Here is a 21685-nt window from a genome sequence, read left to right as displayed (position 1 = left end):
GATCAGCCGAGCAGGTCGGCCAACTCGGTCTCGAGGTCGCGGATGATGTCGTAGGAGCCCTCGGGCACCGGCACCAGACCGTCGATCTCGTACAGCTCGTCGAGGAGGGCAGCGCCGTCCTCGGTGGCTGCGATGTCGATGAACGCCTGCGTGATGGCTTCCCGCAGGTCGTCGGGCACGTCACCGGCGACGGCGAAACCGTCGTTCGGGATCGGAGCCGACCAGCCCCAGACGACGACCTTCTGGCCGACGTCGGGCACCGTCTCGAACAGACCGCCACGGGCGTCGTTGAACGACACGCCGACTTCGGCGTCACCGTCGTACACCGCCTGCACCGACGAGTCGTGGCCGCCGGCGAACAGCGACTCGATGTCGTCGAGCGGGTCGACGCCGGCCTCGAGGAGACCGAGCGACGGGATCAGGTACCCCGAGGTCGAGCCCTGGTCGACGAACGACACCGTCTTGCCGGCGATGTTGGGAATGAAGTCGGTGCCGATCGGGCCGTCGGTCGGGCCCTCGGCGGCGTCGACGCCGTTGCAGTAGGTGCTGATCGTGCCGTCTTCTTCGTCGGTGATCTCGACGAGCGTGTCGGGTGCACAGAACTCGTCGGGGTTGTTCGTGAACCACTGCGTGACGTACTGGTTGTTGCCGAAGCGCACGGCCTGGAGCACCAGGTCGGCGCCCGCCACGTCGGCGGCCTGCACCATCTGTGCCGGTCCGAGACCACCGGCGACCTGCGCCTGGCCCGACTGCAGCGCGACGATGACGCCGGCGTAGTCGGTGGGCACGAGCGCCTCGACGCCGATGCCGAGCTCAGCGGAGAGCAAGTCGGCGAGCGGCTGTGCGGTCTCGATGAGGCCACCGGTCTCCTGCGAGGGGGTCAGCGTGAAGACGATCGACTCCGGCCACCCTTCCGGCACCGTCATCTCGTCGGACATGTCATCGGACATCTCCTCGGACTCCTCGGTCATGTCGTCTGACTCGTCGGTCAGGTCCTCCGCCTCGTCGACGACCGAGTCGGCCACGTCCTCCGCCTCGTCGGCGACCGAGTCGGCCACGTCCTCGGCCTCGTCGGCGACCGAGTCGGCGACATCGGCGATGTCGTCGGCGGTGTCGTCGTCGCCACCGCACGCCGCGAGCACGAGTGCACTCGCCGCGAACGCTGCGATCAATGAGCGTCGCTTCATTCTGTTCCTTCTTTCGGGGATGTGGTGAAGTGATCCCGTCAGTTCACGACTGCCTGGTGGCAAACCGGGGAACCGAGCGATCGCCCGGTCCCTGCCGGTGGGACGCCCATACCATACTGCGCTCGCGGAAGCCCGACGCCCGGCGACGCGAACGATCTCAGGAACGCTGTGTGACCAGTTCGAGAAATTCCGACCAACTCTCGATGCTGTGGGTGCCGGCGACCGGAAGGTTCCACGGTCGCACGAATCGGCAGATGGTCGCCTCGGGACGATGCTCGACGAGTTGCTCGAGCACGTAGGGGGCGTCGTCGAGGTACACGTCGCAGTCGACTTCGTACTTGCGTTCGCTCAGGTGGACCTCGGTCGTGGGGATCTCGTTGTCGGCCAGCCACCGGAACGTGTCGGTGTGTGCCCAGTGCGGCTTGGTCGTGACGATCACGACGTGATGTCCCGCCGACGACAACCGGCGCAGCGAGTCGACCGCGGCGGGATACGGCTCGAGGTGACGGAAGATCGAACGACGCTGCTCGTTCGGACTGGCCCACGCCCAGAACTCACGCATGTCGGCGAAACCACCGAGCCGGTGCAGGCAGTCCCACGAGTCGACCATGTCGGGGTGCAGGACGCTGCCAAACTCTTGAGCATGCAGTTGCATCCAGCCAGTGTTGAAGTCGGCGACGACGCCGTCGAGGTCGATTCCGAGACGCATCGGGACACCCTAGGGACCGCGACCGGGAATTCTCGATGAGGCGTCTCGCTCGTCTCGCTGCCGTCGGCGCCACCATGCTGGGCGCCGCGTCGTGTGGCGGCAACGCCACGTCGGAGCCGACCCGGGCCTACACGCTCGGTCTCGAAGTCGACGACAGCGGCGAACGCTACCGCTACGTCGCGACCGGCGACGTCGACATCCGGGTCGGCGACGAAGTCACGTTCGAACTGCACAACACGGGTTCGCTCCCACACGACCTCCAGATCGTCGACCCGGACGGCGACGAGATCGCGCTCGCTCCACCGATCGTGTCCGGTGGCCGGCTCAGCATCACCGCACGTTTCGACGAAGCGGGCTTCTTCCGCCTCAACTGTCTCGTCGACGATCACCTCACCGTCCACGACATGCAGACCTTCATCGAGGTCACCGAATCGACCGGCTGAAGCTGCGAAACTCGTCGACCGATGGGACCCGACATCATCATCCCCGTGATCGTCGTCGCCGTGCTGGTGCCGGGAGCGATCGTGTGGGCCAAGAAGAACTTCAAGGACCGCGTCGGCGACGACCACGACGACGTCGCCGTCCCACCGAGCGACCGGCTGACCAGCAATGCACTGCGCGAACTCTCGACGCCACCGTGGCGGGTGGTCTACGAGGTGGCACCGGGCAGGCTCGGCGGCATCGGCCACGTGCTGATCGGCCCGGCGGGGGTCTTCGCCCTGCGGACGACCATGGACCCGCTCCCCCAGACGCCGGCCGTCGACGCCGACGCGTCGGCGATCGCCCAGGCCGCCATCGCTCGCGGCGGCGTCGACGACGCACTCCGCCGATGCGCCATGTCGAGCGACCGACTCGTGGTCGTCCACTGGGGCGTCAACGACACCGCCGAGATCAAGGTCGACCTCATGCCCGGCGTCATCGCGGTCGACGGCCGTTCCCTCGCCACGTGGGCGGCGACCGCAGGCCCCGACACCCTGTCGCCGGCGCAGGTCGATCTCGCGTGGCAGACCGTCGTCACCTCGATCGGCCGACCCGACCCGCTCGCCTGAACGGCCGGACCGGCGACGCCTACCGGTCGAACTCGACGACCCGGTCGACGAACCGCTGCTGTTCGATCAGATGTGGGTAGTGCCCCTGGTCGGTCCACACCTCGACGGTGGCCGTCGGGATCTTGCCGGTCAACCAGTCGCCGTACTCGGGACCCGGGTCGATGCCGTGCAACGACAGGTAGGGCACGGTGATCGCCGCAGCGAGCGAGTCGACCACGGCGTCGAGATCGGCGGGAGCAGCGGTGAACATCATCTCCCACACACCGAGCACCACCTCCTGCTCGGCCGCGCGGATGTGGTCGACGCGCCAGCGTTCGGCGCCGGCGAGCGGGCCGGCCATCTGGTCGAAGATCGCCGCAACGGCTCCCCGGAACGACTCGGCATCGCCCTGGAGCATGGGCTGCAGCTCCTGCAGCACCTCCTGGAATCCGCTGAGTGCGAGCGGTTGGTCGACGTTGATCACCCCCCGACACGGCCCACCGGCGGCATAGGCCGACACGACCGCACCACCGAGCGAGTGACCGACCAGCAGCGCGTCGTCGGCCGCCTCGGCCTGCAACACGGCACCCAGGTCGCCGGCCATGGTCGCGAGGTCGTACGGGGCGACGCGCGACGACCCACCGTGTCCGCGGAGATCGACCGCGATCACCCGGTAGCCGGCGGCGATCAGCGGGGCGAGGAGCGGGTCCCACGTCCGACGGCTCTCGGTGATGCCGTGGACCAGCGCGAGCGGCCGGCCCTCCCCCGCCGCGAAGTAGTCGATCGAGACCCCGGGTGACGGGTGAGCGTGGGTTCCATGTCCGGCCATGGCGCGACGGTATCCGGCTCAGCGGAACAGGTCGCGACTGGAGTCGCGGATCACCGGTGCCATCGACGCGTCGTCGTCGACCTCCCACTCGAACCCGCGCACGACCGCCACCGGCACACGCGAGGTGTTGCCCTTCACCAGCTCGGAGGCAGCCGCCAACTCGTCGACGACGCAGATCTCCTGGACGCGGAACTCGTGGCCGTGCGGATCGTGCTGGCCGATGTAGCTGAACAGCGGATTGATGCCGGCCACGCCGATCGCGATGTCGGTCTGGCCCTCACGCCACGGCCGCCCGAACGTGTCGGTGACGACGACGGCCACGTCGACACCGAGCTCGGCGAAGCGGGCCCGGGCGAGGCGAGCGGAAGCGTCGGGATCGCGCGGCAGCACCAGGATGCGACCGTGTGCACCGCTCGACGACTGGTCGACACCCGAGTTCGCGCACACGAAACCGTGCCGCGTCTCGGTGATCAACACCGGGCCGATCTGTCGCACGATCCGCTTCGACTCCCCGAGCACCACCTCGACGACTCGCGGATCCTTGTCCCAACGCTCGGCCCACTCGCGGGCGAAGCCGGACGGCTCGATCTCGTCGAGTTCGATCGCGCAGCCCTCGGCCTTCGAGACGATCTTCGAGGTGATCAGCACGATGTCGCCGTCGTTCAGCTGGGCCGACGCCGCGATCAGCTCGGCCAGATCGTCACCGGGCACGATCTCGGGCAGGCCGTGAACCGGCAGGATCGTCAACGGGTTCGACACGAACGGTCACCGTAGCGGCGGCGGGTTTGGAAGCTCGCGTCCGGAGGTACGCCCCGCATCGACAACCACCACCTGCACGAACGACCGCCGACGACCATGCGCACAGCCGACCGACAACGACGAGCGACCGCGGTGCCCAGGTCGGCCATCGGGCAGGAGCCGAGGCGATGAGCACGACACCGACATCTGTCGACGCCGAAGACGCCGTCGACTGGATCGAGCGGATCACACGGTTCGGGTGGATCGGCAAGGGCTTCGTCTATCTGGTCGTCGGCGTCCTCGCGTTTCGCATCGCCGTGCAACAGTGGGAACCCGCTTCGACCGGCTCGGGTGCCGACGGGACGGGGGCAGCCAACCAGCAAGGGGCGCTGCGATCGATCGCCGACGAGCCGTTGGGGACCGTGCTCCTCGTCGCGCTCGCCGTCGGCCTCGGCATCTTCACGATCTGGAAGCTCGTGCAGGCGTTCGCCGGCCGGAGCGGCGACGTCGGGCCGCTCAACCTGGCGAAACGAATCGGCTGGGCCGGTCTGGGCATCTTCTACGGTGCGCTGGCGTGGACGGCGGCACGTCTCGCGTTCGAGAGCCCGGGTTCCGGCTCGTCGTCCGGCTCGTCGTCCGGCGGCGACGCGTCTCCGCAAGCTCTCACCGCCCGGTTCCTGGATCTCCCGGGTGGTCGCCTCATCGTCGCCGGGGTGGGCGTCGGGATCATCGTGATCGCCGGCTACCACCTCCGCAAGGGCGTCACGTACGACTTCATCGACGACCTCGACACCGACGACCTCACGGACGACGAAGAGCGGTGGCTCGGCCGATTCGGGGTCGGCGGCTTCGTGGCTCGGGGTGTGGTCCTCGGGCTCAGCGGCTGGTTCCTGATCAGGGCCGCCATCCAGTTCGACCCGAGCGATGCGGTCGGCCTCGACGGCGCCCTGCGCCGTCTCGCCGACCTCACCTACGGCCGGGTGATCCTGGTCGCCGTGAGCGTCGGCCTCGTCATCGCCGGCGCGTACGACATGGCGACGTTCCGGCGCCAACGCATGTGAATCGTCGTCGATGGGGGCGCGGCCACCCTCCAGCGGGCAACATGTCGGTATGAGTTCGGCCGTCTCCGAGATCTTCGACCCGACGCTGTGGACCGAGGTCCCCGGCTTCGACTTCACCGACATCACCTACCACCGAGCCAAGGGCGTCGGGGCGGTGCGCATCGCGTTCGACCGGCCCGAGATCCGCAACGCGTTCCGACCGAACACCGTCGACGAGTTGTACACAGCGCTCGACCACGCCCGGATGTCGGCCGACGTGGGCTGCGTGCTGTTCACCGGCAACGGCCCGTCCCCGCGCGACGGCGGCTGGGCGTTCTGCTCCGGCGGCGACCAGCGCATCAGGGGCACCGACGGCTACCGCTACGCCGAGGGAGAAACGGCTGACACGATCGACCCGGCTAGGGCCGGACGGCTCCACATCCTCGAGTGCCAGCGACTGATCCGGTTCATGCCCAAGGTCGTGATCTGTGTCGTCCCGGGCTGGGCGGCCGGTGGTGGCCACAGCCTGCACGTGGTGAGCGACCTCACCATCGCCAGCGAGGAGCATGCCCGGTTCAAGCAGACCGACGCCGACGTGGCGAGCTTCGACGGTGGGTTCGGTTCGGCGTACCTCGCCAAGTTCGTCGGCCAGAAGTTCGCCCGCGAGATCTTCTTCCTCGGACGCGAGTACACCGCCCAGCAGATGCACGAGATGGGCGGCGTCAACGCGGTCGTCCCGCACGCCGAACTCGAGACCACCGCGCTCGAGTGGGCCCGCGAGATCTGCGCCAAGAGCCCCACCGCCCAGCGCATGCTGAAGTACGCGTTCAACCTCGTCGACGACGGCCTGGTCGGCCAGCAGATCTTCGCGGGCGAGGCCACGCGTCTCGCCTACGGCACGTCCGAGGCAGCCGAGGGACGCGACTCGTTCCTCGAGAAGCGGACGCCCGACTGGTCCGACTTCCCGTACTACTACTGACGAGCGGTCACGGTGGGGTTCATCACCATCGAGCAGGGGGACGACCCGAGACTCGCTCCGTTCCGGCTCAACGAGCGCGGTCTCGCCTCGCGGGCCGACAAGCGCGACGACGCCGGCGCCGGCCTGTTCCTCGCCGAGGGCGACCTGGTCGTCGAGCGCGCGTTGGCGGCCGGCTGTCGCCCGTTCGCGGCGCTGGCCGACGGCGAACGGCTGCCCGAGGTCGCGCATCGCATCGTCGAGACGGACGCCCCCGTCTACGTCGGCGGCGACGACGTGCGTCGGCTCGTCACGCAGCTCGGCATGCCGCAGCCCATCGTCGCGCTGTTCCATCGCCCACCACGCCCCTCGGCCGGCGATCTGGCGGCCCGGTGCGAACGCCTCGTCGTGGTCGAGGGCGTCGACAACCCGGTCAACATCGGCTCGATCGTGCGCAACGCAGCAGCGCTCGGATGGGACGGGCTCCTCCTCGACCACACGAGCGCCGATCCGCTCGCCCGGCGGGCGCTCCGCGTCGCGATGGGCACCGCGTTCGTGCTCCCCCACGCGCGGACCCGAGACCTGGTCGGTGAGATCGAGGCACTCGTCCGATCGGACTGCGAGGTGTTCGCCCTCACGCCCCATCCCGACGCGGACGACATCCGGACGGTGCGACCGATTGGTCGACGGGCTCTTGTGATCGGTGCCGAACGGTCAGGGCTGTCCGACGACGTGCTCGCGGCTGCGACCCCGGTCCGGATCCCGATGGCCGATTCGGTCGACTCGTTGAACGCCGCCGCGGCCGCGGCCGTGGCCTGCTACGCGTTGGCCTGAGCCGGGTCGCCGGCATCGCCCCGTGAACGACGGCTGCGTTTCCGCGAGCGGCCCGCACCGGTCGACGGCTCCCAGCTGAACGTCTTGGTGGCCAGCACCGCGCCGGCGATACCCCACGCGGCAACCACCGCCAGCTTCGACCAGCTGAACCCCGGTGCCTCCACGAATGGGTTGAGCGTGTTCTGGAAGGCGTTGACGAACGGCTTGAGCGGGAACACGTCACCGACCAGATCGAGCCAGCGCGGCGGATCGTCGAGTGGGATGAACACGTCGGACACGAACGCGAGCGGCAGGATCGTGGCGTTCGCCACGGCCGGAGCGGAGTCGGCATTGGGCACGACGCCGGCGATCGCCAGGCCCAGCGCCGCGAAGGCCGACACGCCGACCACGAACGTGACGATCATCGCCGGGATCTTCGAGGCCTCGATCGTCAGGTCGTAGACCAGCACCCCGAGCATGAGCTGGAGGACGACACCCAACACCGCGATCGCCAGCGCGCCGATGATCCACCCCGACAGGTACACGCCGGGTTGGATCGGTGTCGAACGCCAGCGCTTCAGGATCCCCTCGTCACGCCGGATGGGCACGACGTTGACGAGGTTGGTGTACGTCGCCGACACGGCCGTGAACGCCGCGAGGCCGCCCGTGTAGAACTGCTGGACCGACCACTCGCCGGCATCGGTCTCGACCAGGCCGCCGCCGAACAGCGAGTTGAACAATACGAGCATGAAGATCGGCAGGCCGAGCGTGAAGAACATGCCGACCGGACTGCGCACGAACGTCAGCACCTGGTAGCGGGTCTGTTCGGCGACCAGTGCCGCCGTCGAGGGCCAGTTCACGAGTCGCTCCCGTCGGATTCTCCGATGCGCAGGAACACGTCCTCGAGCGACGGGCGCCGAACGGTCAGGTTCACGAGTTCGACGCCGCGCTCGGTCGCGGCGGCGATGATCGGCGCCAGCGCCGCAGTGGGCGCTTCGGTGTCGATCCGCACCGACGTGTCGGTGACCTCCGCGCCGGCGGGCACCGCGAGATCGGACGCCGCCAACCCGGGCGGCAGGTCGAACGCGACGGTGGCGTCGGGCGCCGTCGCCATCAGTTGCTCGGGCGTCCCCTCGGCGACCATGCGACCGTTCGCCAACACACCGACACGATCCGCCAGGTGCTCGGCCTCGTCGAGGTAGTGCGTGGTGAGCAGGACGGTCGTTCCCCCGTCGCAGAGTCGCTGGACGAGTTCCCACGACTGTCGTCGGGCGACCGGGTCGAAGCCGGTCGTCGGCTCGTCGAGGAACAGCAGCTCCGGCGACCCGATGATCCCGAGACCGAGGTCGAGACGCCGCCGCTGCCCGCCCGACAGCGTCCCGATGCGCTCGTCGGCCTTCTCGGTCAACCCGACCATCTCCACGACGTCGTCGATCGAGCGAGGTCGCCGATAGCACGACCCGTAGAAGCGCAAGGCTTCGCGGACGGTCAGCTGCGTCTCGACCGACGAGGCCTGGAGCACGATGCCGATGCGGTCGCGCATCTCGCGCCCGGCCGACGACGGGTCGAGTCCGAGCACCGACACGGCGCCGGACGACGCGGTTCGATGTCCCTCGAGGATCTCGACCGTGGTCGACTTGCCGGCGCCGTTGTGGCCCAGGAGGCCGTACACCTCGCCCTGCTCGACCCGGAACGAGACACCGTCGACCGCGGCCACGGTGCCGTACTGCTTGCGGAGTTCGTCGACGACGATGGCGGTCACGTTCGCTCCTCAGCCACGGTTGAACGTCGACGACGTGATCGGCAGGCCGGTGTCGTTGCGAAGATGCTCCGCGGCCGGCACGAAGTACTGCATGAGTTCGGCGGCGACGTCGGATTGTTCGGGCGAACAGGTCGCTTCGACCGCCGCCGCCATGTGCGCCAGCCAGTGGTCGCGTTCGAGTGGGCCGACATGGAACGGGAAATGCCGCATCCGCAGGCGCGGGTGGCCGCGCTCGTCCATGTAGGTAGTCGGCCCACCCCAGTACTGAACGAGGAACAGCGTCAGGCGATGCCGTGCGCCCGTGAAGTCGGGGGCCTCTGGGTAGAGCGGGGCGAGCACGTCGTCGGTTTCGACCCCGTCGTAGAACGCATCGACGAGCCGCTCGAAGAAGTCCGCACCGCCGACACGTTCGTACAGGCTGGCTGGTTCGGTCGCGGCGTCGCTCGCTGGGTCGGCGGTCACGGCGGCCAGCCTATGCCGTCGACCGAGCGCGCCACGGTGGAGTTCGTGCCGGAAAATCAGTCGAGCGCCGTGGACTCGAAGAGTCACGGCGCTCGCTGTAGGGGAGGATGGGGTCGGGCGGCGTCGCCACCCGTGTGTCCGACCGGATCGGTCGCCGACCGTCGGGTCAGAAGGTCGGGTTGAACTTGCGGTACTCGACCAGTTCGTCGCGCTTGACGACGAACGGCGTCGAGCCGTCGCACGCGTCGAGGATCAGTGCTTCGTCGGCTGCGAGCAGCACCAGGGCGGAAACGACGTCGTCGCCCATGGTGATCTCGATCACGTCGCCGGTGTCGATCTGTTCGTTCAGGAGGGTGGTCATCGTCTTCTCTTCGTCTCGTCAAGGTCGTGTGGTGGAAAGGGTTCCACGACTTCTATCGGATCAAACCCCGGGCGACATGAGATATTCCTGACATGAATTGTGTCCTAGGACACACCTTCTTGCCGAAGGCGAGAAGGTGGCGTCACGCAGCGCCTACTCGAAGTCGGGTTCGACCCAGCCGGGGAACACGTCCGGCAGATCGCTGCTGACACGATCGGTGTACACGGCGGGTCGCTTCTGGAGGAAGCTCGCCACGCCCTCACGGGTGTCGGCACTGCGCCCCCGCTCGAGGATCGCCCGGCTGTCGGCCGAGTGGGCACGCATCGGGTGATCGGCGCCGAGCATGCGCCACATCATCTGGCGGGTGAGCGCCACCGAGACCGGTGCGGTGTTCTCGGCGATCTCGGTGGCGATCGCGCGTGCGGCCGGCAGCAGGTCGTCGGGCTCGTGCAGGCTGCGCACCAGTCCGCCGGCCAGCGCCTCGTCGGCGCCGAACACCCGCCCCGAGAAGCTCCACTCCAGTGCCTGGCTGATCCCGACGACGCGCGGCAGGAACCAGCTCGACGCCGCCTCGGGGACGATGCCACGCCGAGCGAACACGAATCCGAAGCGAGCCGCCGTGCTGGCGATCCGGATGTCCATCGGGAGCGTCATGGTGACGCCGACGCCGACGGCCGCGCCGTTGAAGGCCCCGATCACCGGCTTCTTCGATTCGAAGATCCGCAGCGACACCATGCCGCCACCGTCGCGAGGAACACCGGCGTCGGTCTGGATGTCGCTACCGCCACGGGAGAACGTCTGCTCGCCGGCCGACAGGTCGGCACCGGCGCAGAAGGCGCGGTCGCCGGAGCCGGTGACGATCACGGCCCGCACGTCGTCGTCGGCGTCCGTGCGATCGAGCGCGTCGAGCAGCTCGTGCATCATGGTGCCGGTGAAGGCATTCATCTTGTCGGGCCGGTCCAGCGTGATCGTCGCGATCCGATCGTCGACGTCGTAGCGGATCTGTGTGAATGGTGACGGGTCGGGCACGCCGAGACGCTAGCCAGGCCACCAGCGTCTCGACGGACCGACGTCGTCCACTCTGTTGCTCGCCTCAGCTGCCGATGACGCCGCCGTCGTGGCGGGTGATCACGACCGTCGAGTCCCGGGGCACCGGACCATCGGCACCGCTGAACGGCACCGGCCAGTTCGTCAGCGACGGGTCACCGTTGCCGGGATGCTGCAGGTTGACGAACATCGTGCGTCGATCCGGTGTCACGGTCAGGCCGGTGACTTCGCAGCCGGCGACGCCGGTGAACAGGCGACGGAACGACTCGCCGTCGGCCCCGGCGACCAGCATCTGGTCGTTGTTGCCGTTCGGCTGACTGCCGTCGGTCTGCACGAAAACCCGACCGTCCGGATCGGCCCAGAGCCCGTCGGGCGACCCGAACATCTGACCGTCAGCGTCCTGGACGTCTCGGGAGATCGCGAAGATGTCCCAGCGGAACGTCGTGCCGACGTGACGATCCGAGTCGGTCCAGCGAATGATGTGTCCGTCGGGGTTCGGGGCCAGCGGGTTGGCGGCGTCGGCCTCGGTGCGGCGGCTGTTGTTCGTGAGCGTGCAGTACACCTCGCCGTTCGGGCCGACGGACGTCCACTCCGGGCGGTCCATCGGCGTGGCGCACACGACGTCGGCGGCCGCACGCGTGTACACGAGGATCTCATCGGTCGACCAGCCGGCGAGCGCCGGGTTCTCCGTCGACAGCTCGAGCCACGTGCCCGTGCCGTCATCGTCGAAACGAGCGACGTACAGCGTCCCCTCGTCGAGCGGGCTGATGCCACGCCGGATCATCGAGCGCCAGTTGCCGCTCGACACGAACTTGTAGATGTAGTCGAAGCGCTCGTCGTCGCCCATGTAGACGACCGCGCGCCCGCCACGGCCGACGGTGACCGCCGCACCTTCGTGCTTGACCCGACCGAGGGCGGTCCGCTTCACGGGCTTCGTCTTTCGACGTCGGGGATCCACTTCGACGACCCAACCGAACCGGTTCTCCTCGTTCGTGTATGCCGGGTTGGCCAGGTCGAAACGCTCGTCGAACTCGTGCCAGGCGTAGCCGAACCCGCCCGCCGACAAGCCGTACCGGGCCTGCATCTCGGTCGGGGTCCAGTCACCGGTCGAGCCGAAGTAGCCGTTGAAGTTCTCCTCGCACGTCAGGTAGGTCCCCCACGGGGTGTGGCCGCTCGAGCAGTTGTTGAGGGTGCCGGCGGGAGCGTTCCCTGCCGGGGTACTCAGCAGCGGGCTCTTGGCAGCCGGCCCACCGAACTTCATGGGCGTGTTGACATGGATGCGGCGGTTGAGCGAGCTGGGACGCATCTTCCAGCTCCCGCTCCGACGCTCGATCTTGACGACGCTCACGCCATGGGCGGCCTGACTCAGCCGGACCTGTTCGAGCGTCGTGGGGGACGCGACGCCCAGCACGTGCGTATTGTCGCCGAACTCGTGGTTGATACAGAGCAGGCCGCGCCGGTCGTCGCCGGAGTACCACATGCCGTCGTGGCCGATACCGATGGCGGACTCCTGCTCGCGAGCGGTCAGGGTCTCGAGCGCGTACGAGTCGCCGCTGCCGTCGAGCTTCTCCAGCCACGGGATCAGCGGCGCGAACTGGTACTCCGGGGCGATCGTCGGCATCGACCCGTCCTGCAACGGGATCGACGTGAAGCCGATCGAGGTGCGACGTCGTCCGCCGCCGGACGCGGGAGTGGCATGGGCGGCTCGGCCGGCTTCGGCCACGCTCGGCATGCCGACGAACGCCACGGCAGCTCCGGCGAGACTGCCGACCATCAGGGTCCGTCGGGAGAATCGTGCGTCGAGGACGTCCTCGAAGGGGCGGTTGTCGGTGGGGTTGCTGGTGGATTCGTCGTCGAGCATGGCGGTCTCCGTGATCTGTCGGGATGATGGTCGACAGAAACGTAAGACAGCCGGGTGAACACCCACCGTTGATGAGATGGACGAACCAGGAAGGATCGGAGAACTTCTTCCCATCGCCATCGCTCTCCGGAGTCGGACTGCGCGCGGCGAGATGCAACGCCGAACGGGCGGCGGCCGGCTTCGCTCAGACGTCGAGGAAGCGGGAGGCGGCGATGCCGGACCCCACCATGCCGATCAAGGCGCCGAACGCCACGATCAGGATCGACACCTGCCACTGGTAGCCGTCGACGACCACGAGCGCGGTCATGCCCGACGAGTCGGGGAAGTCCTCCACGCCGAGCGTCCATCGCCAGTTGATGAACTGCATCGCGCCGACCGCCAACGCTCCGCCGAGCACACCCTGGATGAGCCCTTCGAGCATGAACGGGACGCGGATGAACCAGTCGGTCGCACCCACGAGTTTCATCACCTCGATCTCACGACGTCTCGCGAACATCGCGGTGCGGATCGTGTTCCAGATCAGGAGGCCGGATGCGAACATCAGCGCGATCCACAGACCGGTCGTGTAGACGCTCACGAAGCCCTGGAGTTTGCTGATCAGATCGAGTTGCTCCTCGGCGAGCGTGACCGTGTTGACGCTGGGCAGGGTGAGGTAGCTCTCCTTCAACCCCCGCAGGTACGGGACGTCGGTGGCCTCGTTCGGGACGATCTTGTACAGCGTCGGGATGTTCTCGGGGCCGAGCAGCTCACGCGTGGTCGGATCACCGGCGAGCACCCGGTCGGCGTCGGCCAGCGAGCACTCGACGTCGCAGTAGGTGTACGAGTCGATCGTGGTGCCGACCTGGTCGTCGAGCGTGTCCTCGATCAGCTGCAAGCCGTCGGGAGCCGTGTTGGCGTTGACGAACACGATCATCTCGACGCCGCCCTCCCAGCGGGCGAGCAAGTTGTCGAAACCGTCCTGGATCAGGAGCGTCAGACCGAAGATCAGCAGCGAGATCGCCGCGGTGATGATGGCCGCGACCGTGAGCGTGACGTTGCGCTGGAAGCCGGCGAGGGTTTCGCGGAGGGTGTATGCGAGGCGGGAGAGCATCAGCGGGTCCTATTCGTAGACGCCTCGCGCCTGGTCACGGACGATGACGCCGCGGTCGAGCTGGATCACGCGCTTGCGCATCGTGTTGACGATCCGCTGGTCGTGGGTGGCCATGACGACGGTGGTGCCGGTCTTGTTGATCCGGTCGAGCAGTCGCATGATGCCCTCGCCCGTGGTCGGGTCGAGGTTGCCGGTCGGCTCGTCGGCGATGAGGATCAACGGTCGGTTGACGAAGGCGCGCGCGATCGACACGCGCTGCTGCTCACCACCGGAGAGCTGGTGCGGGAAGCGTTCTTCCTTGCCGGCGAGCCCGACGAGGTCGAGCACGGCGGGCACCTGCTGGCGGATCACGTGCTTCGGCTTGCCGATGACCTCCTGGGCGAAGGCGACGTTCTCGAACACGGTCTTGTTCGAGAGGAGCTTGTAGTCCTGGAAGATGTTGCCGATGTTGCGTCGCAGGTGTGGCACCCGGCCGGGCGGCATGTCGATGATGTTGCGCCCGGCGACCCAGACCGCCCCACGCTCGGGGCGCTCCTGTCGGTTGAGCAACCGCAACATCGTGCTCTTGCCCGAGCCGGAGGGACCGACGAGGAAGACGAACTCACCCTTGGCGATGTCGAAGCTCGCGTCCTGCAACGCGACGACGTCGGCGGAATAGCTCTTGGTGACGTTCTCGAGTCGGATCATGTGGGGTTCCTGCCGGGATGGCGACCCGAGCGTATCGTCATCAAACGGTCACATGGCGGCAGGCCAGGTGGGAACGCCGCAGTGCCGGCACCGACGGGTCGGCGGCGTCAGGCCTCGTCGACCTCGGCCCGCTTCCACTGGAGGTACCCCTCCATGAACTGATCGAGGTCGCCGTTGAACACGGCGTCGACCGCCGCGGTCTCGACCTCGGTGCGCAGGTCCTTCACCATCTGGTAAGGCTGCATCACGTAGGAGCGGATCTGGCTGCCCCAGCCGACCTGTGCCTGCTTGCCGGCGATCGAGTCGAGTTCGGCCTGATGCTCCTCTTCGATCTTGGCGGCGAGGAGCGACTTGAGTCGGTTCATGGCCCGCTCGCGGTTCTGGAGCTGACTCCGCTCTTCCTGCGAGCTGGCGACGAGCCCGGTCGGTTCGTGGATCAGACGCACCGCGGACGAGGTCTTGTTGATGTGCTGACCGCCGGCGCCCGACGCCCGGAAGACCTCCATGCGGATGTCGGCCTCGTTGATGTCGACGTTGGGCTCGTCGAGCTCGGGCCACACCTGCACCGCAGCGAAGCTGGTCTGACGCCGCCCCTGGTTGTCGAACGGGCTGATCCGCACGAGGCGATGGGTACCGCGTTCGCTGGTCATCAAGCCGTACGCGTACCGGCCCTTGAGCGTGAACTCGGCGGAGTTGATCCCCGCCTCGACGCCCTCGGACTCGTAGTTGAGCGTGATGTCGAAGCCGCGCTGTTCGGCCCACCTGGCATACATGCGCAGCAGCATCTCGGCGAAGTCCTGGGCGTCGACGCCACCGTCCTTCGCGTTGATCTGGACGATGCACGGCGAGTCGTCGTGTTCGCCGGTGAAGAGGCTGCGCAACTCGAGCTGATCGAGCGTCGACTTGATCTCCCCCAACTCGGCGGCGATGTCGGCCTCCTGGGACTCGTCGTCGAGTTCGCGGGCCATCTCGTGCAGCACGTCGACGTCGTCGAGCTTGCTCGCGAGACCGTCGTAGGTGTCGAGGTCGTCCTTGACGTTGGCGTATTCGGTGTTGACCCGTTTCGCGAGTTCGGCGTCGTCCCAGAGGTCGGGCCGCTGCATCTCGGACTCGAGTTCGACGAGTCGGTCGCGACCGTCGGCGATCTTCAGGTAGCCGGCGGCCTCGACGAGGCGTCGACGCTGCTCTCGCAGCTCATCGGTGAAGTCACGCATGGGGCCTCAGGCGGCGCCGTGACAGTTCTTGAACTTCTTGCCGGACCCGCAGGGGCATGGCGCATTGCGCGGCGTCTTGTCGAACGCATCCTTCTGGACCGTCTGCGGCTTGGTGCTCGGCGCGGGCTGGGCAGGGGCCGGGGCGCCGTCGTCGGCGGCGACCTGGGCGGCCGCCCGATCGAAACCACTCGATGTCGGCTGGTCGTCGCTCGACGATGTCTGCATGTTGAGCACCTGCGGCGTACCGAGCTTCGGCTGCTCCTGGTCTTTCTCGACGACTTTGACGTGCATGACGTAGCGGACGAAGTCCTGGGCGATGCCCTTCATCATCCCGCCGAACATCTCGAAGCCCTCACGCTGCCATTCGACGAGCGGGTCCTTCTGGCCCATGGCCCGGAGGTTGATGCCCTCCTTGAGGTAGTCCATCTCCTCGAGGTGTTCGCGCCAGCGCTGGTCGATGATGCGCAGCATGACCTGCCGCTCGACCTCGCGCATGACCTGGTCACCCATCTCGGTCTCACGCTGCTCGTAGTGATTCGTGGCCTCGGCCATGATCACGTCGTACAACTCGTCGGAGTTGCGCACGCCTGCGAGGTCGTCGGCGCTCAGTGTCGTCGGCCAGAAGAGGGTGAGCTCCTTGGCCAACCCGTCGACGTCCCACTCGTCGGTCGCGACCGACGCGCAGTGCGACTGGATCAGTGCATCGACGGCGTCGGCGAGGTACTCGGCGGCGGCGGACTTGAGGTCTTCGCCCTCGAGGATCTGGTCGCGGCGCTGGTAGATCACCTTGCGCTGCTCGTTCATGACCTCGTCGTACTTGAGGACGTTCTTGCGGATCTCGGCGTTCTTGGTCTCAACGGTGGTCTGGGCCCGCTCGATCGCCTTGGTCACCATCTTGGCCTCGATCGCCTCGTCGTCGTCGAATCGGCCCATCGCCCACTGCAGGGCGCCGGTGGCGAACAGGCGCATGAGTTCGTCGTCGAGGCTGAGGTAGAAGCGGCTCTCGCCCGGGTCGCCCTGACGGCCGGAGCGGCCGCGAAGCTGGTTGTCGATACGGCGCGAGTCGTGGCGTTCGGAACCGATGACGTACAGGCCGCCGGCCGCACGCACCTGCTCGCCTTCGGCGCGGCACTGGGCCTTGAACGCGGCGAGGTGCTCCTCGTAGCGAGCGAACGCCTTGGCGCGCTCCTCCTGGAAGTCTTCCGGCATCTCGGAGACGGGACGGGGCAGGGTGAAGTCGTCGACCATCAGGTCGGGCGAGAAGCCCTCCTTGTGGACCTCCTGGCGCGCCATCAACTCGGGGCTGCCGCCCAACTGGATGTCGACACCTCGACCGGCCATGTTGGTGGCGACGGTGACCGCGCCGAGCCGCCCCGCCTGGGCGACGATGTCGGCCTCACGCGTGTGCTGCTTGGCGTTGAGCACCTCGTGCGGGATTCCGCGCTGCTTCATGAGACGCGAGAGCAACTCGGACTTCTCGACGCTGACCGTGCCGACGAGGACCGGCTGGCCGGTCTCGTGTCGCTCGGCGATGTCTTCGATGACGGCGTTGAACTTGCCGAGCTCGCCCTTGTAGATCAGGTCGGGCTGGTCGGCCCGTGCGATCGGGCGGTTGGTCGGCACCGGCACGACGCCGAGCCCGTAGGTGTTCATCAGCTCGGCGGCCTCGGTGGCGGCGGTGCCGGTCATGCCGGCGAGCTTGTCGTACATGCGGAAGTAGTTCTGGAGCGTGATCGTGGCGAGGGTCTGGTTCTCCTCTTTGATCTTCACGCCCTCCTTGGCCTCGACGGCCTGGTGGATGCCCTCCGACCAGCGGCGACCCTCGAGGATGCGGCCGGTGAACTCGTCGACGATCTTCACCTCGCCGCCCTGCACGATGTAGTCCTTGTCGCGCTTGTACAGCTCCTTGGCCTTGAGCGCCACCGTGAACTGGTGCACGAGGTTGGCGGAGACGTCGTCGTAGAGGTTGTCGACGCCGAGTGCGGCCTCGACCTTCTCGATGCCCTCCTCGGTGGGGACGACTACGCGCTTGTCTTCTTCGACCTCGTAGTCCTCGTCGCGACGCAGCGAGCGGATGATCGAGGCGAACCGGTAGTACAGCTTGGCGGCGTCACCGACCCGACCGGAGATGATCAACGGGGTGCGAGCCTCGTCGATGAGGATCGAGTCGACCTCGTCGACGATGCAGAAGTTGTGGCCGCGCTGGACCTTGGCGTCGAGCCGGGGCGCCATGTTGTCGCGCAGGTAGTCGAAACCGAACTCGTTGTTGGTGCCGTAGGTGATGTCGGCCGCGTAGTTGCGGCGCTTCTCGGCGGGCTGCGACTTGAAACCGGGCACGATCAGCCCGACGTCCATACCCATGAACTTGTAGATCCGGCCCATCCACTCGGCCTGGAACCGGGCGAGGTACTCGTTGACGGTGACGAGATGGACGCCCTTGCCCTCGAGGGCGTTGAGGTAGATCGGCAGGGTCGACACGAGGGTCTTGCCCTCGCCGGTCTTCATCTCGGCGACCCATCCGAAGTGGAGTGCGGCGCCACCCATCATCTGGACGTCGAAGTGGCGCTGCCCGATGACGCGGTCAGCGGCCTCGCGGGTGGTGGCGAACGCCTCGACCAGCAGGTCGTCGAGGCCTGCTCCGTTGTCGATCCGTTGACGGAACTCGGCGGTCTTGCCCTGCAACTCGGCGTCGGACAGCCGTTTGAACTCGTCCTCCAGCGCGTTGATGTCAGGAACGATGCCCTGAAGAGCTTTGAGTTTCTTACCTTCTCCCGCGCGGAGGATGCGATCGAGAATGCCCATGCAACCGAGCAGCCTACCGGCGACCCACCACGGGTCGTGGGCGACACCTAGCGTGGGTCCGTGAGCGTGCCCAGGCCCCGTCCGGGCCGAAAACTTCGTCGACGACCCAACCACGGCGCACCACCGGACGTGTCGACGTCAGTGAATGCACTCGCCGCGTCCCCGGACTTGACCGGATCCGACCGATCAGAGGTCGAGGTCGTGGTGACCACGCGCGTCCGAGCCGACTTCGACCAACTCTTCGCCGAGCACTACGAGCGACTGGTCCGGGCACTGACGGTGGTCGCCGGCAATCGTGAGACGGCGGAGGACGCCGTCCAGGAAGCGTTCGTCAAGGCCCACCTCCGATGGCACAAGATCGGCCGATACGACGACCCTGTCGGCTGGATCCGGCGCGTCGCGATCAATCGGCTGCGCGACGTCCACCGGTCGCACGAACGTCGGCGCGGGGTCCTCCGGCGCCTCGCCAGCCGGACCGAGGTCGAACACCTCGACCCCGAGATCGACGAGTTCGATCAGATCCTCGCCACCCTCCCCCGACAACAGCGCGCCGCGACCGCACTGTTCTATGTCGAGGGTCTCGGCATCGCCGAGATCGCCGACATCCTCGAGATCGCGGAAGGGTCGGTCAAGTCGCACCTGTACGACGCTCGCCGGCGTCTGCGTCCGCTCCTCGCTCCTCCGACCTCGAACCTCCAGGACCCAGCATGAACGACTTCGACGACGATCGACTCCGGGCCGAACTCAACCGACGCTCCGGTCGGGGCGTGTCAACGACCTCGGCCCACCAGGCCGTACTCGAGCGATCCGGCCGAGTCCGACGACGCCGGGCCGTCGTCGGCTCGGGCGCGCTGGTCGTGCTCGTCGTCGGTGGACTGCTCGTGCTGCCGCGTGGAGACGGCGACACGCTGGCTCCGGCCGTCTCCGGGCAGCCGATCCCGAGCGTGGCCGACTCCCTGGACGACGGGACCTCGGAGCTCGCGGCCACGACGACGACACCGACCGCGACATCCGGAACGCCGACCTCCTCCGAGGCTGGGCCCACGCCCACCGTGGACGACGACACCGACGCCCCGGGGCCCGGCCCGGCCCCCAGTCCGGCTCCCACTCCGGTCACGGTCACGCCGCCGCCGGGTTCGACGACCCTTCCCGCTGCGGCGCCGACCACCGCTGCCACTCCCACCGCCGTCACTCCGAGCACCGTCACTCCGAGCACCGTCACTCCCAGCACCGTCACTCCCAGCACCACCGAAGCCGTGTCGTCGACGACATCGAGCCCGACGACGACACCACCGTCGGTCGCACCGTTCACGCGGACCTACGACTCCCTCGGTGGGTCGATCACCGTCGATTGGGACGGCGACGCGTTCACCCTGCTGTCGGTCGCGCCGGCGGCCGGGTTCGACGCCGAGATCGAGGACCAGGAGCCCACCCGCATCCGAGTGCGTTTCCGCGGCGAGGACGATGACTCCAGGATCGAGACGCGGGTCGACAACGGACAACTCACCGTCGACATTTCCTGACCGACACCCAACCGACCGGGGCGGTCGGTCGTGTCTCTGGCACACATCCACGATGCTCAGGAGACACCCATGAACACTTGGCAACAGTTTCGACGCCGATTCGGCACCCGAACCGCCGTCGTCACCGCCGCGGCCGCCGGCTTCCTGGTGGGGGCGGGCGGCTTCGCCGCCGCCCAGATCGGCCCCGACGACGGCCCGACGACGTCGATCGCCTCCGCGACCTCGGTCGGCACGACCGATCCGGCGCCGGATGACGACGACACCAGCACGACGACCCGACCACCGGCGACGATCGTCGATCTCTCGGTCCCCGAACCGTCGGCGGGGTCGTCGTCCACCACCACCGTGTTCGTCGACGACGACACCACCTCGACCTCCGCGCCCGACGACAGCGCGACCTCGACCAGCGTCCCCGGGACGTCGAGCAGCGTCCCCGACGACGACAGCGCGACCTCCACCAGCCTCCCCGACGACGACAGCACGACCTCCACCAGCCTCCCCGACGACAACGGTGCGACCTCGACCAGCGTCCCCGACGACGACAGCACGACCTCCACCAGCGTCCCCGACGACGACAGCACGACCTCCACCAGCCTCCCCGGGTCGTCGAGCAGCGTGCCGAGCGCCCCGCTGCCAGGTCCGTTCACCGAGACCTATTCGTCGACGGGTGGATCGATCACCGTCTCGTGGTCGGGCACGTCGTTCACGCTGCAGGCAGTGAGCCCGGCTGCCGGCTTCCGGGCGGAGATCGAAGATCACGCATGGGATCGGATCCGGGTCGACTTCGACGGTGAGGACGATGCCCGCATCGAGGTCCGCCTGAACGATGGCCGCATCCGGGTGCGGATCGACTGAGCGACAACGACCGAGCGATCAGGCCGCCCACGGGCCCTGGACCACGACACCGTGGTTCGGGGTCCGACGGCGCGCCGGGCGCGAGCTGCGGGTGCGGTGCACCAGCGCCGGCGTGGTGGCGATCGCGGCTCGAGTGACCGACACGGCACCCGCGTCGGCGAGCGCCCGATCAGCGGAGCGCAGCGTCGACCCGGTGGTCACCACGTCGTCGATCAGCAGCACGCGTCGGCCGGCCGCCCGCGGTGACGACCGGAACGTCGGGCCGTGCAGCCGGGCGGCCCGGTCGAGTCCGGTCTGGGCGACACTGGCCGCATCGCGCTCGAGCAGGCGATGGCACGGCAGCCCCAGCTGGGCTGCGAGTCGCCGGGCGACCACCTCGGCCTGGTCGAAACCCCGCTGCTGCCGGCGGCGGCGGCTCGTCGGGGCCCAGGTGACGACGTCGATGTCGTGCGGGCGGACGCCTTCGGCCAAGAGCCGGTTGACGAGCAGGCCGGCGAAGTGATGAGCCAACCGACGGCGGTTGCGGTACTTGAAACCGAGCAGGACGTCGCGGGCCCGCCCGGCGAACGGCACCGCGGCGATCACGTCGCCTCCCACCGGCAGTCCGGCGGGGGCGGCGAGCGCGAATCGGCACGGCCGGCACAGCACGGCACCGGCCCGGTCACACCCTGCACAACGAGTCTGGAACATCATGCGTTCAGCATGACGAAGGGGTGTTGCAG

At 68.0% G+C, this 21685-nt stretch carries 23 protein-coding genes; 8 read left to right on the top strand and 15 right to left on the bottom strand.

What is annotated here, in order from left to right:
• Nucleotides 1-2: 2 nt before the first annotated feature.
• Together R8G01_21050 and R8G01_21045 are read right to left on the bottom strand one after the other, a co-directional pair.
• Nucleotides 3-1187 (bottom strand): phosphate/phosphite/phosphonate ABC transporter substrate-binding protein, encoded by a 1185-nt coding sequence (locus R8G01_21050; protein MDW3216493.1) that lies wholly within the window; start codon nt 1185-1187, stop codon nt 3-5.
• A gap of 157 nt (nt 1188-1344) precedes the next feature.
• Nucleotides 1345-1896 carry a hypothetical protein gene (locus tag R8G01_21045; protein MDW3216492.1) on the bottom strand — a complete coding sequence of 184 codons (552 nt, stop codon included), beginning with the start codon at nt 1894-1896 and terminating at the stop codon, nt 1345-1347.
• Between the two features lie 35 nt (nt 1897-1931).
• Here R8G01_21045 and R8G01_21040 point away from each other — a divergent pair, with 35 nt between their 5' ends.
• Together R8G01_21040 and R8G01_21035 are read left to right on the top strand one after the other, a co-directional pair.
• The gene (locus R8G01_21040; GenBank protein MDW3216491.1) at nt 1932-2339 is read left to right on the top strand and encodes a hypothetical protein; all 408 of its coding nucleotides are present in this window, start codon (nt 1932-1934) and stop codon (nt 2337-2339) included.
• A 21-nt stretch (nt 2340-2360) separates the two neighbouring features.
• A complete protein-coding gene (locus R8G01_21035; protein MDW3216490.1) occupies nt 2361-2945 on the top strand; it encodes a hypothetical protein in 585 nt (194 codons plus the stop codon).
• Nucleotides 2946-2964: 19 nt separating this feature from the next.
• Here the strand turns inward: R8G01_21035 and R8G01_21030 are convergent, their stop codons facing one another.
• Together R8G01_21030 and cofE are read right to left on the bottom strand one after the other, a co-directional pair.
• The gene (locus tag R8G01_21030; GenBank protein ID MDW3216489.1) at nt 2965-3753 is read right to left on the bottom strand and encodes an alpha/beta hydrolase; all 789 of its coding nucleotides are present in this window, start codon (nt 3751-3753) and stop codon (nt 2965-2967) included.
• An 18-nt stretch (nt 3754-3771) separates the two neighbouring features.
• Complete coding sequence (gene cofE / locus R8G01_21025; GenBank protein MDW3216488.1) at nt 3772-4512, bottom strand: coenzyme F420-0:L-glutamate ligase; 741 nt, start codon at nt 4510-4512, stop codon at nt 3772-3774.
• Between the two features lie 167 nt (nt 4513-4679).
• On the opposite strand from cofE, the gene R8G01_21020 reads away from it, so the two are divergent.
• The 3 genes from R8G01_21020 to R8G01_21010 are packed head-to-tail and all read left to right on the top strand — an operon-like array spanning nt 4680 to nt 7320.
• Nucleotides 4680-5552: a DUF1206 domain-containing protein gene (locus tag R8G01_21020; GenBank protein MDW3216487.1), complete on the top strand. Its 873-nt coding sequence runs from the start codon at nt 4680-4682 to the stop codon at nt 5550-5552.
• A 49-nt stretch (nt 5553-5601) separates the two neighbouring features.
• Nucleotides 5602-6510 carry a 1,4-dihydroxy-2-naphthoyl-CoA synthase gene (locus R8G01_21015; GenBank protein ID MDW3216486.1) on the top strand — a complete coding sequence of 303 codons (909 nt, stop codon included), beginning with the start codon at nt 5602-5604 and terminating at the stop codon, nt 6508-6510.
• 12 nt (nt 6511-6522) lie between these two features.
• Nucleotides 6523-7320 (top strand): RNA methyltransferase, encoded by a 798-nt coding sequence (locus R8G01_21010; GenBank protein ID MDW3216485.1) that lies wholly within the window; start codon nt 6523-6525, stop codon nt 7318-7320.
• Here R8G01_21010 and R8G01_21005 read toward each other — a convergent pair.
• From R8G01_21005 to secA, 10 genes are all read right to left on the bottom strand, one after another.
• Nucleotides 7305-8159, bottom strand: a complete 855-nt coding sequence (locus tag R8G01_21005; GenBank protein ID MDW3216484.1) for an ABC transporter permease — start codon at nt 8157-8159, stop codon at nt 7305-7307. The two genes, R8G01_21010 and R8G01_21005, sit on opposite strands and share 16 nt — an antisense overlap.
• Complete coding sequence (locus R8G01_21000) at nt 8156-9061, bottom strand: ABC transporter ATP-binding protein (GenBank protein MDW3216483.1); 906 nt, start codon at nt 9059-9061, stop codon at nt 8156-8158. Before R8G01_21000 ends, R8G01_21005 begins: the two co-directional genes overlap by 4 nt.
• Nucleotides 9062-9070: 9 nt before the next feature.
• Nucleotides 9071-9523: a globin gene (locus tag R8G01_20995; protein ID MDW3216482.1), complete on the bottom strand. Its 453-nt coding sequence runs from the start codon at nt 9521-9523 to the stop codon at nt 9071-9073.
• Nucleotides 9524-9689: 166 nt separating this feature from the next.
• A complete protein-coding gene (locus tag R8G01_20990; GenBank protein MDW3216481.1) occupies nt 9690-9884 on the bottom strand; it encodes a hypothetical protein in 195 nt (64 codons plus the stop codon).
• 153 nt (nt 9885-10037) lie between these two features.
• On the bottom strand, nt 10038-10913 hold the full coding sequence (locus R8G01_20985; GenBank protein MDW3216480.1) for a crotonase/enoyl-CoA hydratase family protein: 876 nt from the start codon (nt 10911-10913) through the stop codon (nt 10038-10040).
• Between the two features lie 64 nt (nt 10914-10977).
• Nucleotides 10978-12792 carry a PhoX family phosphatase gene (locus R8G01_20980; GenBank protein ID MDW3216479.1) on the bottom strand — a complete coding sequence of 605 codons (1815 nt, stop codon included), beginning with the start codon at nt 12790-12792 and terminating at the stop codon, nt 10978-10980.
• 184 nt (nt 12793-12976) lie between these two features.
• Nucleotides 12977-13882, bottom strand: a complete 906-nt coding sequence (locus R8G01_20975; protein MDW3216478.1) for an ABC transporter permease — start codon at nt 13880-13882, stop codon at nt 12977-12979.
• A gap of 9 nt (nt 13883-13891) precedes the next feature.
• The gene (gene ftsE, locus R8G01_20970) at nt 13892-14569 is read right to left on the bottom strand and encodes a cell division ATP-binding protein FtsE (protein ID MDW3216477.1); all 678 of its coding nucleotides are present in this window, start codon (nt 14567-14569) and stop codon (nt 13892-13894) included.
• A gap of 107 nt (nt 14570-14676) precedes the next feature.
• Entirely contained in the window at nt 14677-15783 is a 1107-nt protein-coding gene (gene prfB, locus R8G01_20965) for a peptide chain release factor 2 (protein MDW3216476.1), read from the bottom strand.
• Between the two features lie 6 nt (nt 15784-15789).
• Complete coding sequence (secA, locus tag R8G01_20960; GenBank protein ID MDW3216475.1) at nt 15790-18585, bottom strand: preprotein translocase subunit SecA; 2796 nt, start codon at nt 18583-18585, stop codon at nt 15790-15792.
• 201 nt (nt 18586-18786) lie between these two features.
• Here secA and R8G01_20955 point away from each other — a divergent pair, with 201 nt between their 5' ends.
• The 3 genes from R8G01_20955 (at nt 18787) to R8G01_20945 (ending at nt 20963) form a co-directional block, all read left to right on the top strand.
• Nucleotides 18787-19296, top strand: a complete 510-nt coding sequence (locus R8G01_20955; GenBank protein MDW3216474.1) for an RNA polymerase sigma factor — start codon at nt 18787-18789, stop codon at nt 19294-19296.
• Nucleotides 19293-20108 carry a hypothetical protein gene (locus R8G01_20950; protein ID MDW3216473.1) on the top strand — a complete coding sequence of 272 codons (816 nt, stop codon included), beginning with the start codon at nt 19293-19295 and terminating at the stop codon, nt 20106-20108. The genes R8G01_20955 and R8G01_20950 overlap by 4 nt, the downstream gene beginning before the upstream one ends.
• Nucleotides 20109-20177: 69 nt before the next feature.
• On the top strand, nt 20178-20963 hold the full coding sequence (locus R8G01_20945) for a hypothetical protein (protein ID MDW3216472.1): 786 nt from the start codon (nt 20178-20180) through the stop codon (nt 20961-20963).
• Between the two features lie 18 nt (nt 20964-20981).
• Here R8G01_20945 and R8G01_20940 read toward each other — a convergent pair whose 3' ends face one another.
• The gene (locus R8G01_20940) at nt 20982-21656 is read right to left on the bottom strand and encodes a phosphoribosyltransferase family protein (protein MDW3216471.1); all 675 of its coding nucleotides are present in this window, start codon (nt 21654-21656) and stop codon (nt 20982-20984) included.
• Between the last annotated feature and the right edge of the window lie 29 nt (nt 21657-21685).

Source organism: Ilumatobacteraceae bacterium, from assembly GCA_033344875.1.
GTDB lineage: Bacteria > Actinomycetota > Acidimicrobiia > Acidimicrobiales > Ilumatobacteraceae > Ilumatobacter.
This window is presented reverse-complemented; position numbering and strand designations above follow the sequence as displayed.

Excerpts from the sequence above, each read along its gene's own strand:
- R8G01_21050 (MDW3216493.1), bottom strand. The coding sequence starts at position 1,187 with ATGAAGCGACGCTCATTGATCGCAGCGTTCGCGGCGAGTGCACTCGTG.
- R8G01_21045 (MDW3216492.1), bottom strand. The coding sequence starts at position 1,896 with ATGCGTCTCGGAATCGACCTCGACGGCGTCGTCGCCGACTTCAACACT.
- R8G01_21040 (MDW3216491.1), top strand. The coding sequence starts at position 1,932 with ATGAGGCGTCTCGCTCGTCTCGCTGCCGTCGGCGCCACCATGCTGGGC.
- R8G01_21035 (MDW3216490.1), top strand. The coding sequence starts at position 2,361 with ATGGGACCCGACATCATCATCCCCGTGATCGTCGTCGCCGTGCTGGTG.
- R8G01_21030 (MDW3216489.1), bottom strand. The coding sequence starts at position 3,753 with ATGGCCGGACATGGAACCCACGCTCACCCGTCACCCGGGGTCTCGATC.
- R8G01_21020 (MDW3216487.1), top strand. The coding sequence starts at position 4,680 with ATGAGCACGACACCGACATCTGTCGACGCCGAAGACGCCGTCGACTGG.
- R8G01_21015 (MDW3216486.1), top strand. The coding sequence starts at position 5,602 with ATGAGTTCGGCCGTCTCCGAGATCTTCGACCCGACGCTGTGGACCGAG.
- R8G01_20990 (MDW3216481.1), bottom strand. The coding sequence starts at position 9,884 with ATGACCACCCTCCTGAACGAACAGATCGACACCGGCGACGTGATCGAG.
- R8G01_20980 (MDW3216479.1), bottom strand. The coding sequence starts at position 12,792 with ATGCTCGACGACGAATCCACCAGCAACCCCACCGACAACCGCCCCTTC.
- R8G01_20975 (MDW3216478.1), bottom strand. The coding sequence starts at position 13,882 with ATGCTCTCCCGCCTCGCATACACCCTCCGCGAAACCCTCGCCGGCTTC.
- ftsE (MDW3216477.1), bottom strand. The coding sequence starts at position 14,569 with ATGATCCGACTCGAGAACGTCACCAAGAGCTATTCCGCCGACGTCGTC.
- prfB (MDW3216476.1), bottom strand. The coding sequence starts at position 15,783 with ATGCGTGACTTCACCGATGAGCTGCGAGAGCAGCGTCGACGCCTCGTC.
- secA (MDW3216475.1), bottom strand. The coding sequence starts at position 18,585 with ATGGGCATTCTCGATCGCATCCTCCGCGCGGGAGAAGGTAAGAAACTC.
- R8G01_20950 (MDW3216473.1), top strand. The coding sequence starts at position 19,293 with ATGAACGACTTCGACGACGATCGACTCCGGGCCGAACTCAACCGACGC.
- R8G01_20945 (MDW3216472.1), top strand. The coding sequence starts at position 20,178 with ATGAACACTTGGCAACAGTTTCGACGCCGATTCGGCACCCGAACCGCC.
- R8G01_20940 (MDW3216471.1), bottom strand. The coding sequence starts at position 21,656 with ATGATGTTCCAGACTCGTTGTGCAGGGTGTGACCGGGCCGGTGCCGTG.